15 protein-coding genes are annotated in these 15,380 nt (G+C 72.5%); 7 read left to right on the top strand and 8 right to left on the bottom strand.

Translation table 11 applies throughout. The annotated features are described in order from the left end of the window. Nucleotides 1-273: 273 nt before the first annotated feature. The 3 genes from IEZ19_RS13950 to pdhA are packed head-to-tail and all read right to left on the bottom strand — an operon-like array spanning nt 274 to nt 3,862. On the bottom strand, nt 274-1,725 hold the full coding sequence (locus tag IEZ19_RS13950; RefSeq protein ID WP_189311462.1) for a dihydrolipoamide acetyltransferase family protein: 1,452 nt from the start codon (nt 1,723-1,725) through the stop codon (nt 274-276). Then, a complete protein-coding gene (locus tag IEZ19_RS13945) occupies nt 1,725-2,729 on the bottom strand; it encodes an alpha-ketoacid dehydrogenase subunit beta (RefSeq protein WP_189311461.1) in 1,005 nt (334 codons plus the stop codon). Before IEZ19_RS13945 ends, IEZ19_RS13950 begins: the two co-directional genes overlap by 1 nt. Continuing rightward, nucleotides 2,726-3,862, bottom strand: a complete 1,137-nt coding sequence (gene pdhA, locus IEZ19_RS13940; RefSeq protein WP_189311460.1) for a pyruvate dehydrogenase (acetyl-transferring) E1 component subunit alpha — start codon at nt 3,860-3,862, stop codon at nt 2,726-2,728. The genes IEZ19_RS13945 and pdhA overlap by 4 nt, the downstream gene beginning before the upstream one ends. 190 nt (nt 3,863-4,052) lie before the next feature. Between pdhA and IEZ19_RS13935 the strand changes: the two genes are divergently transcribed. Continuing rightward, nucleotides 4,053-4,538: an Lrp/AsnC family transcriptional regulator gene (locus tag IEZ19_RS13935; RefSeq protein ID WP_189311571.1), complete on the top strand. Its 486-nt coding sequence runs from the start codon at nt 4,053-4,055 to the stop codon at nt 4,536-4,538. A gap of 2 nt (nt 4,539-4,540) precedes the next feature. Here the strand turns inward: IEZ19_RS13935 and IEZ19_RS13930 are convergent, their stop codons facing one another. Continuing rightward, the gene (locus IEZ19_RS13930) at nt 4,541-5,128 is read right to left on the bottom strand and encodes a TetR/AcrR family transcriptional regulator (RefSeq protein WP_189311459.1); all 588 of its coding nucleotides are present in this window, start codon (nt 5,126-5,128) and stop codon (nt 4,541-4,543) included. Next, nucleotides 5,125-6,642 (bottom strand): 3-hydroxyacyl-CoA dehydrogenase, encoded by a 1,518-nt coding sequence (locus IEZ19_RS13925; protein ID WP_189311458.1) that lies wholly within the window; start codon nt 6,640-6,642, stop codon nt 5,125-5,127. The genes IEZ19_RS13930 and IEZ19_RS13925 overlap by 4 nt, the downstream gene beginning before the upstream one ends. A gap of 160 nt (nt 6,643-6,802) precedes the next feature. Between IEZ19_RS13925 and paaN the strand changes: the two genes are divergently transcribed. Then, the gene (gene paaN / locus IEZ19_RS13920) at nt 6,803-8,491 is read left to right on the top strand and encodes a phenylacetic acid degradation protein PaaN (protein WP_189311457.1); all 1,689 of its coding nucleotides are present in this window, start codon (nt 6,803-6,805) and stop codon (nt 8,489-8,491) included. Nucleotides 8,492-8,535: 44 nt separating this feature from the next. On the opposite strand, the gene IEZ19_RS13915 is transcribed toward paaN, so the two are convergent. The 3 genes from IEZ19_RS13915 to IEZ19_RS13905 are packed head-to-tail and all read right to left on the bottom strand — an operon-like array spanning nt 8,536 to nt 11,362. After that, complete coding sequence (locus IEZ19_RS13915) at nt 8,536-9,291, bottom strand: TrmH family RNA methyltransferase (protein WP_189311456.1); 756 nt, start codon at nt 9,289-9,291, stop codon at nt 8,536-8,538. Further along, entirely contained in the window at nt 9,288-10,496 is a 1,209-nt protein-coding gene (locus IEZ19_RS13910; RefSeq protein WP_189311455.1) for an HTTM domain-containing protein, read from the bottom strand. Before IEZ19_RS13910 ends, IEZ19_RS13915 begins: the two co-directional genes overlap by 4 nt. Further along, nucleotides 10,493-11,362, bottom strand: a complete 870-nt coding sequence (locus IEZ19_RS13905) for a DUF5819 family protein (RefSeq protein WP_189311454.1) — start codon at nt 11,360-11,362, stop codon at nt 10,493-10,495. Before IEZ19_RS13905 ends, IEZ19_RS13910 begins: the two co-directional genes overlap by 4 nt. A 382-nt stretch (nt 11,363-11,744) precedes the next feature. On the opposite strand from IEZ19_RS13905, the gene paaA reads away from it, so the two are divergent. The 5 genes from paaA to IEZ19_RS13880 are packed head-to-tail and all read left to right on the top strand — an operon-like array spanning nt 11,745 to nt 15,334. Next, on the top strand, nt 11,745-12,749 hold the full coding sequence (paaA, locus tag IEZ19_RS13900) for a 1,2-phenylacetyl-CoA epoxidase subunit PaaA (protein WP_189311453.1): 1,005 nt from the start codon (nt 11,745-11,747) through the stop codon (nt 12,747-12,749). After that, nucleotides 12,746-13,033, top strand: coding sequence for a 1,2-phenylacetyl-CoA epoxidase subunit PaaB (paaB, locus tag IEZ19_RS13895; protein ID WP_189311452.1), 288 nt, complete (start codon nt 12,746-12,748; stop codon nt 13,031-13,033). Before paaA ends, paaB begins: the two co-directional genes overlap by 4 nt. Continuing rightward, nucleotides 13,030-13,749, top strand: coding sequence for a 1,2-phenylacetyl-CoA epoxidase subunit PaaC (gene paaC / locus IEZ19_RS13890; protein WP_373296969.1), 720 nt, complete (start codon nt 13,030-13,032; stop codon nt 13,747-13,749). The genes paaB and paaC overlap by 4 nt, the downstream gene beginning before the upstream one ends. Then, nucleotides 13,746-14,270 (top strand): 1,2-phenylacetyl-CoA epoxidase subunit PaaD, encoded by a 525-nt coding sequence (gene paaD, locus IEZ19_RS13885; protein WP_189311569.1) that lies wholly within the window; start codon nt 13,746-13,748, stop codon nt 14,268-14,270. Before paaC ends, paaD begins: the two co-directional genes overlap by 4 nt. Further along, on the top strand, nt 14,270-15,334 hold the full coding sequence (locus IEZ19_RS13880) for a 2Fe-2S iron-sulfur cluster-binding protein (RefSeq protein ID WP_189311451.1): 1,065 nt from the start codon (nt 14,270-14,272) through the stop codon (nt 15,332-15,334). Before paaD ends, IEZ19_RS13880 begins: the two co-directional genes overlap by 1 nt. The last annotated feature ends 46 nt before the right edge of the window (nt 15,335-15,380 follow it).

Below are 15,380 nucleotides of genomic sequence, written 5' to 3'. Positions count from 1 at the left end.
GGCCTCGGACGCGACATCGTGCGCGACGTCGATCTCGGGCGCGACGCCGTACGGCGCATCGGCCCGGCGCGCGCCGAGCGCGGCCTCCGGCGCGGTGTCGTACGGCGCGCCTTCCTCGGCGGCGGCAGCCGGCGCTGCCGCGGCGTGCGGTTCCGTCGCGTGTGGTGCGGCGGGCTCGTCGTGGGCGGTCACCCTCCGAGTATGGGCGCCGGATGGATCATTGCCATACCCCCGTACGGCATGCGGACAGAGCGGTGTCCGTATGCCCGGGGTTCACAGGGTGCGCAGCAGCACCGCGGGCTGCTCCACGCAGTCCGCCACGTACCGCAGGAAGCCGCCCGCCGTGCCGCCGTCGCACACCCTGTGGTCGAAGGTGAGAGACAGCTGGACGACCTGCCGCACCGCCAGTTCGCCCTCGTGCACCCAGGGCTTGGGGACGATGCGGCCCACGCCGAGCATGGCCGCCTCGGGGTGGTTGATGATCGGCGTGGAGCCGTCGACGCCGAACACGCCGTAGTTGTTCAACGTGAAGGTCCCGCCGGTGAGTTCCCCGGGCGTCAGGGTCCCGGTGCGCGCGGCCTCGGTCAGCCGCGCGAACTCCGCCGTCAGCCCCTCGGCGTCCCGCGCGTGCGCGTCCCGTACGACGGGGACGACCAGCCCGCGCTCGGTCTGCGCGGCGAAGCCGAGGTGGACCTGGTCGAACTGCACGACCTCGCGGGCCTGGATGTCGACCGACGAGTTGAGTTCGGGGAACCGGGCCAGGGCGGCGGTGCAGATCCGGGCGAGGAGCGCGAGGAGGGAGATCTTCGGGCCACCGGCGGCGTTCATCGCCGACCGCGCGCGCATGAGTTCCGTCGCGTCGGCGTCCACCCAGCAGGTCGCGTCCGGGATCTCCCGCCGGCTGCGGGAGAGCTTGTCGGCAACGGCTCCGCGGATGCCCTTGAGGGGGATGCGGGTGGCTTGGGCGCCGGGTTGTGTGAGGGGTACAGGAGCCGGAGCCGGAGCCAGGGTCGTCGGCGTGATCGCGGTCCAGGCCGGTCCCGCTTGGGCCGCGCCCGCCCGCAACGCGTCCTCCACGTCCACGCGCAGGATGAGCCCGTCGGGTCCCGATCCCGTCAGCTGCCGCAGGTCCAGGCCGTTGTCCCGGGCGAGCCGGCGCACGAGGGGGGAGATCACGGGAACGGGGCCCTCGGCATGCGGCCCGTCGGAGGCGGATCCGTTGCGCGTGACGGGCGCAACCGCTCCGGCGGAGCCGTTGGCCGGGCTCGCCGCCGACATGCTGCCGTGCCCGGCCGGCACGCCCGCGTCGGCCGGGCCTCCTGCCGCGGCCGCTCCTCGCTCGGGCACCCCGCCCGCCGCACCCGCTCCCGCAGATCCGACCGGCGTCGGCCGCACCCTTCGCCGCCGCGCCGGCGCGGTGCCCGTGCCGTAGCCCACCAGGACGTTGCCCGAGCCCTCGGGCTCCTCGCCGACGTCGGACTTGCCCACCGCCACGGTGATCAGCGGTGCCCCGACGGGCAGTTCCGTGCCCTCCTCGCCGAAGCGGGCGGTGACCACGCCGCCGTACGGGCAGGGGACCTCGACCATCGCCTTGGCCGTCTCGACCTCGACGACCGGCTGGTCGACGGCGACCACGTCACCGACCTCGACCAGCCAGCGGACGATCTCCGCCTCGGTCAGCCCCTCCCCGAGGTCGGGGAGCTTGAACTCCAGCACCTGTGCCATCAGCCTTCGGCCTCCCACTGCAGACGCGCCACCGCGTCCAGGATCCGGTCGACGCCGGGCAGGTGGTGCCTCTCCAGCATCGGCGGCGGGTAGGGGATGTCGAATCCGGCCACGCGCAGCACCGGTGCCTCCAGATGATGGAAGCAGCGCTCCGTGACGCGGGCCGCGATCTCCCCGCCCGGGCCGCCGAACCCGCCCGACTCGTGCACGACGACCGCGCGCCCGGTCCGCCGTACCGAGGCGGCGACCGTCTCGTCGTCGAACGGCACCAGCGAGCGCAGGTCGACGACTTCGAGGTCCCATCCCTCCGCCTGTGCCGCCTCGGCGGCTTCGAGGCAGACGGGGACGGACGGCCCGTACGTGATGAGCGTGGCGCTCCGGCCCGAGCGCCGCACCACCGCGCGGCCGATGGGTTCAACGGCCGTCGGGTGCTCAGGGTTCCAGGCGTCCTTGGACCAGTACAGCCGCTTCGGCTCCAGGAAGACGACCGGGTCGTCGGAGGCGATCGCGGCGCGCAGCAGTCCGTAGGCGTCGGCGACGGTCGCGGGCGTGACGACATGGAGCCCCGGAGTCGCCATGTAGTACGCCTCGGACGAGTCGCTGTGGTGCTCGACGCCGCCGATGCCGCCGCCGTAGGGGACGCGGATGGTGATCGGCAGGGGCATCGCGCCGCGGGTGCGGTTGCGCATCTTGGCTACGTGACTGGCCAGTTGCTCGAACGCCGGGTAGGCGAAGGCGTCGAACTGCATCTCCACGACCGGGCGCAGTCCGTACATCGCCATGCCGACGGCCGTGCCGAGGATGCCCGCCTCGGCCAGCGGGGTGTCGGTGCAGCGGTCCTCGCCGAACTCCTTGGCGAGTCCGTCGGTGACCCGGAAGACGCCGCCGAGGGTGCCGACGTCCTCTCCCATGACGTGCACTGCGGGGTCGTCGGCCATCGCGTCGCGCAACGCGCGCGTGAGGGCCTGCGCCATGGTGGCGGGCTTGACGGCCACGGTGGTCATCGACGGCCGCCTTCCTGCTCGGCCTCCAGCTCGGCCCGCAACAGGGCCTGCTGCTCCTGCAGTTGTGGGGTCGGCTCGGCGTACACGTGGGCGAAGATGTCCAGGGGGTCGAGCCGCGGGTCCCGGTTCATGCGCTCGCGCAGGTCGGCCGCCATGGTCTCGGCGTCCTCGCGGGCGGCGGCGATGCCCTCCTCGTCGAGGAGCTCGCGGCCCGTCAGTTCGCGTTCCAGCAGCAGGATCGGGTCGTGGTCGCGCCAGGCCGCTACCTCGGCGTCACCGCGGTAGCGGGTCGCGTCATCGGCGTTGGTGTGGGCGTCGATGCGGTACGTGACGGCCTCGATCAGGGTCGGGCCGCCGCCGGCGCGCGCGTGCCGTACGGCGTCGGAGAGGACCTCGTGCACGGCGGCGGCGTCGTTGCCGTCGACCAGCCGGCCCCGCATGCCGTACCCGACGGCCTTGTGGGCCAGGGAGGGTGCGGCGGTCTGCTTGGCGAGCGGGACGGAGATGGCGAAGCCGTTGTTCTGGACCAGGAAGACGACGGGGGCCTGCCAGACGGCGGCGAAGTTCAGCGCCTCGTGGAAGTCGCCCTCGCTGGTGCCGCCGTCGCCGACCATGGCGAGCGCGACCACGTCGTCGCCCTTGAGGCGGGCGGCGTGCGCGAGGCCGACGGCGTGCGGGAGCTGGGTGGCGAGCGGGGTGCTCAGGGGGGCCACGCGGTGCGCGTAGGGGTCGTAGCCGGTGTGCCAGTCGCCGCGCAGCAGGGTCAGCGCCTCGACGGGGTCGACGCCGCGGGCGACGACGGCGAGGGTGTCGCGGTAGCTGGGGAAGAGCCAGTCGCGCTCCTCGAGCGCCAGCGCGGCGGCGATCTCGCAGGCCTCCTGGCCGGTGCTGGAGGGGTAGACGGCGAGCCGGCCCTGCTTGGTGAGGGCGGTGGCCTGCGCGTTGTACCGGCGGCCGCGCACCAGCTGCGCGTACAGCCTGCGCAGCAGGTCCGGGTCGGCCTTGGCGGCGGCCTCCGTGCCGAGGACGCGGTGGGGCTCGGCGTCGGGCAGCAGCGGTGCGGGGTCCATCCTGGGCTGCCAGGCGGGCGGCGGCGATGGCCGGTACGCGCCCCGCTGCTCCATGACCGTCATGACGGCACCTCCTCGTGGGAGTGGCTACGGGAGGCGCGTCGACTGTGAGGCGCCTCACCTACCGATTGTTCGGTCGCCGACACATTTTGGCTACAGGCACCTCCAGGCTGTGGACAAACGGTTCTCCACAACTTGAAATGAACGCAGTACGTCCATGGCAGGGAGGGGAGGGCGCATGGCATCTGAACAAATGGCCGAAGGTCCCGAGGACAGTGCCGTACCGGCGCCCGCGCGTCCGCTGGACGCCATAGATCAGGACATTCTGCAGATCCTCCAGGCGGACGGCCGCGCGTCGATACGGTCCGTCGCCGAGCGCGTCCACGTCTCCCGCGCCAACGCCTACGCGCGCATCAACCGTCTCGTCGAGGACGGCGTGATCCGCGGCTTCGGGGCCCGCGTCGACCACGAGCGCGCCGGGCAGGGCACCTCGGCGTACATCACGCTGAAGATCGTGCAGAACACGTGGCGCACGGTGCGCGAGCAGCTCCGGCAGTTGCCCGGTGCCTCCCACATCGCGCTGGTGGGCGGCGACTTCGACGTCCTGCTGCTGGTGCACACGCCGGACAACAGAGCACTGCGCGAGCTGGTGCTCACCCGGCTCCAGGCGATCCCCGAGGTGCTGAGCACGCGCACGTTGCTGGTGTTCGAGGAGGAGGACCTGGAACCGGAGGGCTGAGGTCAGTCGCGCCGCAGGCCGGAGAAGACCAGCCGCACCACCGCGTCGGCCACCTCGCGCTCGCTCACGCCGCGCCCGTCGGGCCGGTACCACTCCACGATCGAGTTGATCATCCCGAAGACCAGCCGGGTCGCGAGGCGGACCTCCACGTCGCCCCGCACGTCCCCGTCTGCGGCGGCCGCACTCAGCAGCGCGGCCACCTGGTGGTCGAACTCGCGGCGCCGTTCCAGCGCCCAGCGCTCGGTCCCGGTGTTGCCGCGCACGCGCAGCAGCAGCGTCACGTACGGCAGCTCGGCTATGAGCACCTCGACCATGCGCCGTACGACGTACTCCAGACGGTCCGCGGCACGCCCCACGCGCGCGTGGTCCTCGTCGAGGATCCCGAAGAGGCCGTCGAGCGCCCTGCTGACGGCCCGGCGCAGCAGTTCCTCCTTGCCGGACACGTGGTGGTAGATCGACGACTTGGAGATGCCCGCCGCCTTGGAGAGGTGCTCCATGGAGGTGCCGTCGTAGCCGCGCTCGTTGAAGACCCGGACGGCGACCGAGAGCAGCGTCTCCGGGGTGTATGTGTCGCGCTTGGCGGTGGTCATGAGGTGCTGCCCTCCCGCTTGTCGGAGGCGTACGCGTGGCGGTATAGGGCGAGGGAGGGCGCGTAGCGGCCCGAGGGGTCGCGCAGATGCAGGTCGTCTAGGAGGTCGTAGGCCCAGCCGCGGCCGAGCCTGCGGCTCCACTCGAAGGGGCCGAGCGGGTAGTTGACGCCCAGGCGCATCGCCGTGTCGATGTCCTCCTCGGTCGCGACGCCCTTGGCGACGGCGTCGTGCGCCAGGTCGACGATCCGGGCGACCGTGCGGGCGACGATCATGCCGGGGACGTCGCCGACGAGGCTGACGTCCTTGCCGAGCGCCTGGAAGAGGCCGGTGGCCTCGGCGAGGGTGGCCGGCGAGGTGTCCTGGGAGGCGGACAGGGCGATGCGGGTGGCCCTGCGGTAGTCGAGCGCCAGGTCGAAGTAGACGACGTCGCGGAACTCCACGGAGGTCTGGCCGTCGGCGAGCGCCAGCTGGCCGCCGCCGGGCAGCACGAGCCGGGTGCCGTGGTCCTCCTCCTCGGTGCGTACCTGGATGCCCGCCTCGCGGATCAGGGCGGGCAGTTCGGACGCCGGACCCAGGTCGCCCTCGGCGACGACGTACGCGGGCGGCCGCTCCTTCTCGGCGGTGTGCGGCTCGGCCCGCTCGGCGCCGTCGGCGTAGTCGTACCAGCCGTGTCCGGACTTGCGGCCGAGCCGGCCGGACTCGACGAGCCGGCGCTGCGCCAGGGAGGGCGCGAAGCGGACGTCGCGGAAGAAGGACTCCCACACGGAGTGTGTGACGGACTCGTTGACGTCCTGTCCGATGAGGTCGGTCAGCTCGAAGGCGCCCATCCGGAAGCCGCCGCTCTCCCTCAGGACGGCGTCGATGGTGGCCGGGTCGGCGGCCTGGGCCTCGTAGACCGCGAAGGCCTCGGCGTAGAAGGGCCGGGCGATGCGGTTGACGATGAAGCCGGGGGTGTCCGCGCAGGCGACCGGCGTCTTGCCCCAGGCGCGGGCGGTCTCGTACGCGCGCGTGGCCGACGTGACGTCGGTGGCGAACCCGGAGACGACCTCGACGAGCGGCAGCAGCGGGGCCGGGTTGAAGAAGTGCAGGCCCACGAAGCGTCCCGGGCTGCGCAGGGCGCCGCCGATGGCGGTCACCGACAGGGACGAGGTGTTGGTGGCGAGCAGACAGTCGTCGGCGACGACGTCCTCCAGCTCGCGGAAGAGTTCCTGCTTGACCTCGAGCCGCTCCAGCGCGGCCTCGACGACCAGGTGGCAGTCGGCGAGTTCGGCGAGACTCTCGGCGGGTGCCAGCCGCGCGCGGGCCGCGTCCCGGCCGGACGCGGAGAGCCGGTCCTTCTCGACGAGCCGGTCGAGGCGGGCGCCGATCGCGGCGGCCGCTTCCCGGGCGCGCCCGGGCACGGCGTCGTGGAGCCGCACGCGGTGGCCCGCGACCAGCGCGACCTGGGCGATGCCCTGGCCCATGGTGCCGGTGCCGACGACGCCCACGGGGCTGCTGAGGTCGAGTGCTGTCATGTGCGCGATCCTCCCGCACGGCGTTGTCCACAGATGCGGCGGACCCCCTTGTCCCGACCGATCGTTCGGTTACTCTAACTCTGGACGCCCGTTTCCGCCCATGTTTCTGCCCAGGTCATGAGCTCGACGAGGAGCTCTTGAGACGAGGAGTTGGTCCCCCATGGCCGAACTGACCCCGCACGAGCTGATCGCCAGGCACCGGCCCACGCTCGACCAGGCGCTGGAGGCGATCCGCACGCGCGCGTACTGGTCCCCGCACCCCGAACATCCCAAGGCGTACGGGGAGAACGGCAGCCTGAGCCTGCCGGAGGGCAAGGCGGCCTTCGACGCCGTCCTGGGCACCCGTCTGGACCTCGGCCAGCCCGGCACGGACGACTGGGTGGGTGGCGAGGTGTCGCCGTACGGCGTCGAGCTGGGCGTGACGTACCCGCACGCGGACGTGGAGACCCTGCTGCCCGCCATGAAGGCCGGCCGGCGCGCGTGGCGGGACGCGGGCGCGGAGACCCGTGCCGTGGTCTGCCTGGAGATCCTCAAGCGGATCAGCGACCGCACGATGGAGTTCGCGCACGCGGTCATGCACACCAGCGGCCAGGCGTTCATGATGGCGTTCCAGGCGGGCGGCCCGCACGCGCAGGACCGCGGCCTGGAGGCGGTGGCGTACGCGTACGTGGAGCAGGTCCGCACGCCCGACACGGCGGAGTGGGTCAAGCCCCAGGGCAAGCGCGACCCGCTCACGATGACCAAGCAGTTCACGCCGGTCCCGCGCGGCATCGCGCTGCTCATCGGCTGCAACACCTTCCCGACGTGGAACGGCTACCCGGGCATGTTCGCCTCCCTCGCCACCGGCAACGCGGTCCTGGTCAAGCCCCACCCGCGCGCGGTGCTGCCGCTCGCTCTCACCGTCCAGGTCGCGCGCGAGGTGCTCGCCGAGGCGGGCTTCGACCCGAACCTGGTCGCGCTGGCCGCCGAGCGGCCCGGCGAGGGCATCGCGAAGACCCTGGCCACCCGCCCCGAGATCCGGATCATCGACTACACGGGCTCCACGGCGTTCGGTGACTGGCTGGAGACCAACGCCCGCCAGGCGCAGGTCTACACGGAGAAGGCCGGCGTCAACACGGTGCTCGTCGAGTCGACTGACAATTACAAGGGGATGCTCGCCAACCTGGCCTTCTCGCTGTCCCTGTACAGCGGCCAGATGTGCACCACCCCGCAGAACCTGCTGATCCCGCGCGACGGCATCCGCACCGACGAGGGCCCCAGGTCCTACGACGAGGTGGTCGCCGACCTCGCGCGCGCGATCGACGGCCTGCTCGGCGACGACACGCGCGCGAACGCGCTGCTCGGCGCGATCGTCAACCCGGACGTCAAGGCCCGCCTCGAGGCCGCGGCCGGGCTCGGCGAAGTCGCCCTCGCCTCCCGCGAGATCAGCAACCCGGAGTTCCCGCGGGCGGTCGTGCGCACGCCCGTGATCGTCAAACTGGACGGCGCCAAGCCGGACGACGAGGCGGCCTACATGAGCGAGTGCTTCGGCCCCGTCTCCTTCGCCGTCGCCGTCGACTCGGCCTCCGACGCGGTGGAGCTGCTGCGCCGCACGGTCCGCGAGAAGGGCGCGATGACGGTAGGCGCGTACACGACCGACCCGGAGGTCGAGGACGCGGTGCGGGAGGTCTGCCTGGAGGAGGCGGCCCAGCTGTCGTTCAACCTCACCGGCGGGGTGTACGTCAACCAGACGGCCGCCTTCTCCGACTTCCACGGCTCGGGCGGCAACCCGGCGGCCAACGCGGCCCTCACGGACGGTGCGTTCGTCGCGAGCCGCTTCCGGGTCGTCGAGGTCCGCGAGGACGCCTAGGCGCTCCGCTGGAAGAGCGGTGACGAACCCGGGGGCAAGGCCGCTCAGGGCGTCACGGACGCGCCCCCGGTGACGCTCCAGTGGTACAGGGCCATCGCCACGCTGGTGGCGAGGTTGTAGCTGGAGACCTGGGGGCGCATCGGCAGGGCCAGCAAGTGGTCGGCACGCGCGCGCAGTTCGGCGGACAGCCCGTTGCGTTCCGAGCCGAAGGCCAGCACGGCGTCGTCGGGGAGCTTCGTGCCCCGGATGTCCTCGCCCTCGGGATCGAGCGCGAACACGGGCCCGGCGGGCAGTTCCTCGACGGCCAGGCGCTCCACGGCGGTCGCGAAGTGCAGTCCCGCCCCGCCGCGCACGACGGTGGGGTGCCAGGGGTCGAGCGTGCCCGTGGTGACGACCCCGGTCGCGCCGAAGCCCGCGGCCAGCCGGATCACGGCGCCCGCGTTGCCGAGGTTGCGGGGGTTGTCGAGGACCACCACCGGGGCGGTGCGGGGCGTGCGGGCCAGCGCGCGCAGGTTGCCCGCGCGGGACGGCCGTACGGCCAGGGCGGCGACCCCTGTCGGATGCGGGCGGGGCACCAGGGACGCGTACGTCTCCTCGGTGACCTCGGTCAGCAGCGCGCCCAGGGTGTCCACCAGATCCGCAGCCAGCTCTCCGGCGAGGGCGAGCGCGGCGCTGCGGTCCGTGGTGACCGCCACCGGCACCTCGGCGCCGAAGCGCAGGGCGTGCTTGAGGGGGTGGAAGCCGTCGAGCAGGACGCCGGTGCCGGCGCCCTCGGCCCAGCGGAGCACGGGGTCGGTCATGCCGTGAAGCCTACGCGCGCCCGCTCGCCGCCCTCCGGGGAGCGGGGCGGCGGGAGCATCCGGCCGCCGCCTCCGCGCAGCCGCTCACGCGCCCGTGCAGCCCAGCCGCCGAGCCGGCGCAGGAACGAGGTCGGCAGGAAGACGGAGTCCGCCGCGATCATCGCCAGCGAGAAGAACGGCAGCCCCAGGACGACCGCGATCACCGCGTGCTCGGTCATCATCGCGGCCAGCAGGACGTTCTTGACCCGCCGGTTGAACAGCGTGAACGGGAAGGCGACCTGCACCATGACCGTCCCGTACGTGATGAGCATGACCAGCGTGCCGTTCGACGACATCAGGTCGGCGAGCCCCGGCCAGGGCGAGAAGGAGTCCAGGTGCAGGGGGTAGTAGACGGCGGTGCCGTCCTGCCAGCGTGAGCCCTGGATCTTGTACCAACCGGCCGTCGCGTAGATCAGGCACGCCTCGGCCGTGATCACGAACATGGCGCCGTTGTGCAGGATGTTCGCGACGACGTCCAGCAGGATCCGCGGCTCGGCCGACCGCGCCCAGCGCCCGACCGCCCACCACAGGGCGAGCCCCGCCCACACCGTCCACAGGAGCACGGGCACCAGCAGGCCGCTGCCCAGCCGGCCGCTCAGGGTCACCGTCAGGAGCCCCACTCCGAGCACCGCCCACAGGACCGGACCGACCCGGTCGGTGACCCGCTCGCCACGCGCGCATGCCGCGTCCTTGCGCGCCGCCCGCCGCGCGTCCAGGGACCAGACCTGGCCGCAGCGCGTGAACACCAGATAGATGGACATCAGGTGCAGCACGTTGTCGCCGCCGTCGCCTATGAAGACACTGCGGTTCTGCAGCGAGAGCACGCCCACCATGAACAGCACCGAGGCCGTACGGCTGCGCCAGCCCAGCAGCAGCAGAAGGCACGCGACCACGGCCAGCAGATAGCAGAACTCGAACCAGGCCTGCCCGTCGAACCACAGCAGCGCGGTGAAGGCATTGTTGTCCGCGGTCAGCTGCCGGGCGAGATCCCAGCTCCACGGACCGTCGGGGCCGTACAGCTCCTGGCGGTGCGGGAACTCGCGCAGCAGGAACAGCAGCCAGGTGCCGGCGAAGCCGATGCGGATCACGGCGGACTGGTAGGGGCCGAGGGCCGCCTCGGTGACACGGGCGATGCCGCGCGAGAGCGACAGGGCGAAGCGGTTCACCGGACCCCCCTCGCGGCCTCGTCCGGAGTGACCGTCCACCAGGGCAGCAGGCGGTAGACCGGCTTCTGGGACACCTCTTCGTGGCTCCACGCGGGCGGCGGCACGTTGATCGTCTCCGAGCGGACCTGGACGCTCTCTATGGTGCCCTGCCGGCTCGTCGCGTCCTCCCGGTACAGCCGCATCACCGCGATCCGGCGCACGTACTGCTCGGAGAGCGCGCCACGCAGACCGGCGGGGCGGTTGTCGCCGCCGTGCGTGGCGGCGAGGAACTCCCAGGCCCGGCGCAGCTCGTTCTGCCGGGTGTGGCTGGGCAGGAGGCTGCCGTCGATGGCCTCGCCGTCACGGGCGGACAGATCGTTCCAGCCGGTGGTCTCGATGTTCCCGTCCTTCGTCCTCACCTGGGCACGCACCTGTATCGCGATGTCCTGCTGCAGGGGGTTCGGCGCGAAGAGCCGCCAGTTCTGCTCGAACTCCGGGTACACCCACTCCTCGATCGCGGTGCCGTGCTGCTTCGTCACGGTGTTCGCCGGCGCGACGCTCAGAAACACCATCCCGAGATGCACACAGGCCCCGACGGCCACCGCCGCGAGCGCCAGGGCGGCACCGATCTGATACCGGAGCGAAAGAGCGGCGACACCGGTGCGGGGTGGCCCCGGCCGGTCGGTGGGGGGAGGGGGCGGGGCCGGAGCGAGCGAGGGCACGGGCTCCGGGCTCCCCGAATTCTCCGGGTCCCTGGAGCCCTCCGGGCCGGCCAGATCCCCCAAGCCCTCCGGGCTCCGCAGATCCTCCGGGTCCCCCGCTCGACGCGTCCCGTTCGCCCCGATCGGCCCGTCCGGGGCGTTCGAGTCCCCGTCATACGCGTCCATTCCGCCCCGTTCCCGATCCCGCTCCGTTGTCCGGTCGCCCCGCCGAGGGACACCGCCTGGCCAGGTCCACGAACGCCACTCCACGGCGCTCGCACGGAACGGTACTCAGCCCCGGTGGCCGGGCGCAGCCCCGGGCGGCCGGTCGCCGGCGTGGCCGTACCGCTCGCGGGGCCCGATTCCGCCGTCGCCGCTGGTGGGGCGCCCGCATCCGGGCCCGCAGTGCACGGGCCCAGCGCCGGGCTCCACGAGTTGTCCACAGGCCGGATCGCCCGGTTGTCCACAGCGGTTGACACGTCACGACCGCTCGCTCACCATTGAATCGCACGGACCGAACGATCGGTCGGGACGATGTCCAGGCAGAGCCCGAGGTCAGGGGGACCGCATGACCACAGCAGCCGCGCACCGTACGGACCCCGCGGGGGCATACGGCGAGGACACCGCCGGCACGGCGGAGTTCGAGCGTGCCTTCGACGCCGCCGTGGCCGCGGACGAGCGCATCGAACCCCGCGACTGGATGCCCGACGCGTACCGCGCGACGCTGGTGAGGCAGATCGCCCAGCACGCCCACTCCGAGATCATCGGCATGCAGCCGGAGGCCAACTGGATCACGCGCGCACCCTCGCTGCGCCGCAAGGCCATCCTCATGGCCAAGGTCCAGGACGAGGCGGGGCACGGTCTTTATCTGTACAGCGCCGCCGAGACCCTCGGCACGGGCCGCGACGAGCTGCTGGACAAGCTGCACAGCGGCCGCCAGAAGTACTCCTCGATCTTCAACTACCCCACCCTGACCTGGGCGGACGTCGGCGCGATCGGCTGGCTGGTGGACGGCGCCGCGATCACCAACCAGGTGCCCCTGTGCCGCTGCTCGTACGGCCCGTACGCGCGCGCGATGGTCCGCATCTGCAAGGAGGAGTCCTTCCACCAGCGCCAGGGGTACGAGCTGCTGCTGGCGCTGAGCAACGGCACGCCCGAGCAGCACGCCATGGCGCAGGACGCCGTGGACCGCTGGTGGTGGCCGTCCCTGATGATGTTCGGCCCGCCCGACGACGAATCGCAGCACTCGGCGCAGTCCATGGCCTGGAAAATCAAGCGCCGCTCGAACGACGAGCTGCGCCAGCGCTTCGTGGACATCTGCGTTCCCCAGGCCGAATCCCTCGGCCTCACGCTCCCCGACCCGGACCTGCGCTGGGACGAGGAACGGGGGCACTACGAGTTCGGGGCGATCGACTGGACGGAGTTCTGGGAGGTCCTCAAGGGCAACGGCCCGTGCAACGAAGAGCGGATCACCCAGCGCCGCCGGGCACATGACGAGGGCGCGTGGGTGAGAGAGGCGGGCGCGGCGTACGCGGTCAAGCACACCGGCGGCACAGGAGGAGCCCGCGCATGACGAACACCGACTGGCCCCTGTGGGAGGTCTTCGTGCGCTCCCGCCGCGGCCTCTCCCACACCCACGCCGGCAGCCTGCACGCGCCGGACGCGGAGTTCGCCCTGCGCAACGCCCGCGACCTGTACACCCGGCGCGGCGAGGGCGTCTCGATCTGGGTCGTCCCGGCCGCCGCCATCACCGCGTCCTCGCCCGACGAGAAGGACCCCTTCTTCGAGCCGGCCGCCGACAAGCCCTACCGCCACCCGACCTTCTACGAGATCCCGGAAGGGGTGAAGCACCTGTGACCGCCACCGTGCCGATGACCGCCGCACTCGCCCTCGGCGACGACGCCCTGGTGCTCTCCCACCGCCTGGGGGAGTGGGCGGGCCACGCGCCCGTCCTCGAGGAGGAGGTCGCCCTCGCCAACATCGCCCTCGATCTGCTCGGCCAGGCCCGGGTGCTGCTGTCCATGGTGGGCGACGAGGACGACCTGGCGTATCTGCGCGAGGAGCGCGCCTTCCGCAACCTGCAGCTGGTCGAGCAGCCCAACGGCGACTTCGCGCACACGATCGCCCGCCAGCTGTACTTCTCCACCTACCAGCACCTGCTGTACTCCGAACTGGCCGCGAGCGGCGGCCCGTTCGCGCCGCTCGCCGCGAAGGCCGTCAAGGAGGTCGCCTACCACCGCGATCACGCCGAGCAGTGGACGCTGCGGCTCGGGGACGGCACGGACGAGAGCCACGAGCGGATGCGGCGGGCGTGCCAGGCGCTGTGGAAGTTCACCGGGGAGCCGTTCCAGCCGGTGGAGGGGCTGGACGCCGGCTTCTCGGGCCTGGAGACGGCCTGGCTGGAGTCCGTGGGCGACGTCCTGCGCCGCGCCACCCTGACACTCCCCGAGGGAGCGCGGACCGGCGCGTGGTCGGCGGGCGCCGGGCGCCAGGGCCTGCACACCGAGCCGTTCGGGCGGATGCTCGCCGAGATGCAGCACCTGCACCGCAGCCACCCGGGGGCGGCATGGTGACCACGACCACCCCGCTGGAGGCGGAACTCCTCGCACTCGCCGGCTCGGTGCCCGACCCCGAACTGCCCGTGCTCACCCTCGCCGAACTGGGCGTGGTGCGCGCGGTGCACGTCCGCGGCGCGGACTCGGCCGAGGTCGAGCTGACCCCGACCTACACGGGCTGCCCGGCCGTCGAGGCGATGTCCCTGGACATAGAGCGGGTGCTGCGCGAGCACGGCCTGCGCGAGGTCACCGTGCGCAAAGTGCTCTCGCCCGCCTGGTCGACCGACGACATCACCGCCGAAGGGCGGCGCAAACTGCGGGAGTTCGGCATCGCTCCCCCGCGCGAGCACCGGGACGCCGGACCGGTGACGCTCGCTCTGGGCCCGACCCGCACGGCCACACCCGAGGAAGCCGTCCGCTGCCCGCACTGCGGATCCGCCGACACCGAGCTGCTCAGCCGGTTCTCCTCGACCGCGTGCAAGGCGCTGCGGCGCTGTCTGTCCTGCCGTGAACCGTTCGACCACTTCAAGGAGTTGTGATGGCCCGCTTCCACGCGCTCCCGGTGGCCGCGGTCGACCGGATCACCGACGACTCCGTGGCCCTGACCTTCGACGTGCCCCCGGAGCTGCGCGAGGAGTACCGCCACACCCCGGGCCAGCACCTGGCGCTGCGACGCCGCTGCGACGGGACGGAGATACGGCGGACGTACTCGATCTGCTCGCCTGCGCCCGAGCCCGGCGCCGCGGGTCCGGCCACCCTGCGGGTCGGGGTGCGCCTGGTGGAGAGCGGAGCCTTCTCGACGTACGCGCTGAAGGAGATCAACGTCGGCGACGAGCTGGACGTGATGACCCCGGCCGGCCGATTCACCCTCGAACCAGCGCCGGGTCTCTACGCGGCGATCGTCGGCGGCAGCGGCATCACCCCGGTGCTGTCCATCGTCTCGACCCTGCTGGAGCGGGAGCCGGGGGCACGGTTCTGTCTGATACGCAGCGACCGTACGGCGGCCTCGACGATGTTCCTCGAGGAGGTCGCCGACCTGAAGGACCGGCACCCCGAGCGGCTCCAGCTGGTGACGGTGCTGTCCCGGGAGGAGCAGCAGGCCGGGCTGCCGTCCGGGCGGCTCGACCAGGAGCGGCTGACCGCGCTCCTGCCCGCGCTGCTGCCGGTGGCCGGCGTGGCGGGCTGGTTCCTGTGCGGGCCGTACGGGCTGGTGCAGGGTGCGGAGCGGGCGCTTCGGGGGCTCGGTGTGGAGCGGGCCCGGATCCACGAGGAGATCTTCCACGTGGACGCGGGAGCGGCGCCGGTACCGAGCGCCGATGCCCCCGCGCACAGCACTGTGACCGCCCGGCTCGACGGGCGCGGCGGGACCTGGCCCGTGCAGGACGGCGAGTCGCTCCTGGAGACGGTGCTGCGCAACCGCCCCGACGCGCCCTACGCCTGCAAGGGCGGCGTGTGCGGCACCTGCCGGGCCTACCTGGTCTCGGGCGAGGTGCGCATGGACCGCAACTTCGCGCTGGAGGCGGAGGAGACGGGGGCGGGCTATGTGCTGGCCTGCCAGTCGCACCCGGTGACGGAGAAGGTGGAGCTGGACTTCGACCGCTGACAACGGCCGGGCGCCACACCGTTTTCTTCTTCTAGAGCCTGTTCTA

Source organism: Streptomyces brasiliensis, from assembly GCF_014647875.1.
Classification (GTDB): Bacteria; Actinomycetota; Actinomycetes; order Streptomycetales; family Streptomycetaceae; genus Streptomyces; species Streptomyces brasiliensis.
This window is presented reverse-complemented; position numbering and strand designations above follow the sequence as displayed.

Coding starts and splice junctions, on each gene's coding strand:
- IEZ19_RS13950 (WP_189311462.1), bottom strand. CDS start 1,725: ATGGCACAGGTGCTGGAGTTCAAGCTCCCCGACCTCGGGGAGGGGCTG.
- IEZ19_RS13945 (WP_189311461.1), bottom strand. CDS start 2,729: ATGACCACCGTGGCCGTCAAGCCCGCCACCATGGCGCAGGCCCTCACG.
- pdhA (WP_189311460.1), bottom strand. CDS start 3,862: ATGACGGTCATGGAGCAGCGGGGCGCGTACCGGCCATCGCCGCCGCCC.
- IEZ19_RS13935 (WP_189311571.1), top strand. CDS start 4,053: ATGGCCGAAGGTCCCGAGGACAGTGCCGTACCGGCGCCCGCGCGTCCG.
- IEZ19_RS13930 (WP_189311459.1), bottom strand. CDS start 5,128: ATGACCACCGCCAAGCGCGACACATACACCCCGGAGACGCTGCTCTCG.
- IEZ19_RS13925 (WP_189311458.1), bottom strand. CDS start 6,642: ATGACAGCACTCGACCTCAGCAGCCCCGTGGGCGTCGTCGGCACCGGC.
- paaN (WP_189311457.1), top strand. CDS start 6,803: ATGGCCGAACTGACCCCGCACGAGCTGATCGCCAGGCACCGGCCCACG.
- IEZ19_RS13915 (WP_189311456.1), bottom strand. CDS start 9,291: ATGACCGACCCCGTGCTCCGCTGGGCCGAGGGCGCCGGCACCGGCGTC.
- IEZ19_RS13905 (WP_189311454.1), bottom strand. CDS start 11,362: ATGGACGCGTATGACGGGGACTCGAACGCCCCGGACGGGCCGATCGGG.
- paaA (WP_189311453.1), top strand. CDS start 11,745: ATGACCACAGCAGCCGCGCACCGTACGGACCCCGCGGGGGCATACGGC.
- paaB (WP_189311452.1), top strand. CDS start 12,746: ATGACGAACACCGACTGGCCCCTGTGGGAGGTCTTCGTGCGCTCCCGC.
- IEZ19_RS13880 (WP_189311451.1), top strand. CDS start 14,270: ATGGCCCGCTTCCACGCGCTCCCGGTGGCCGCGGTCGACCGGATCACC.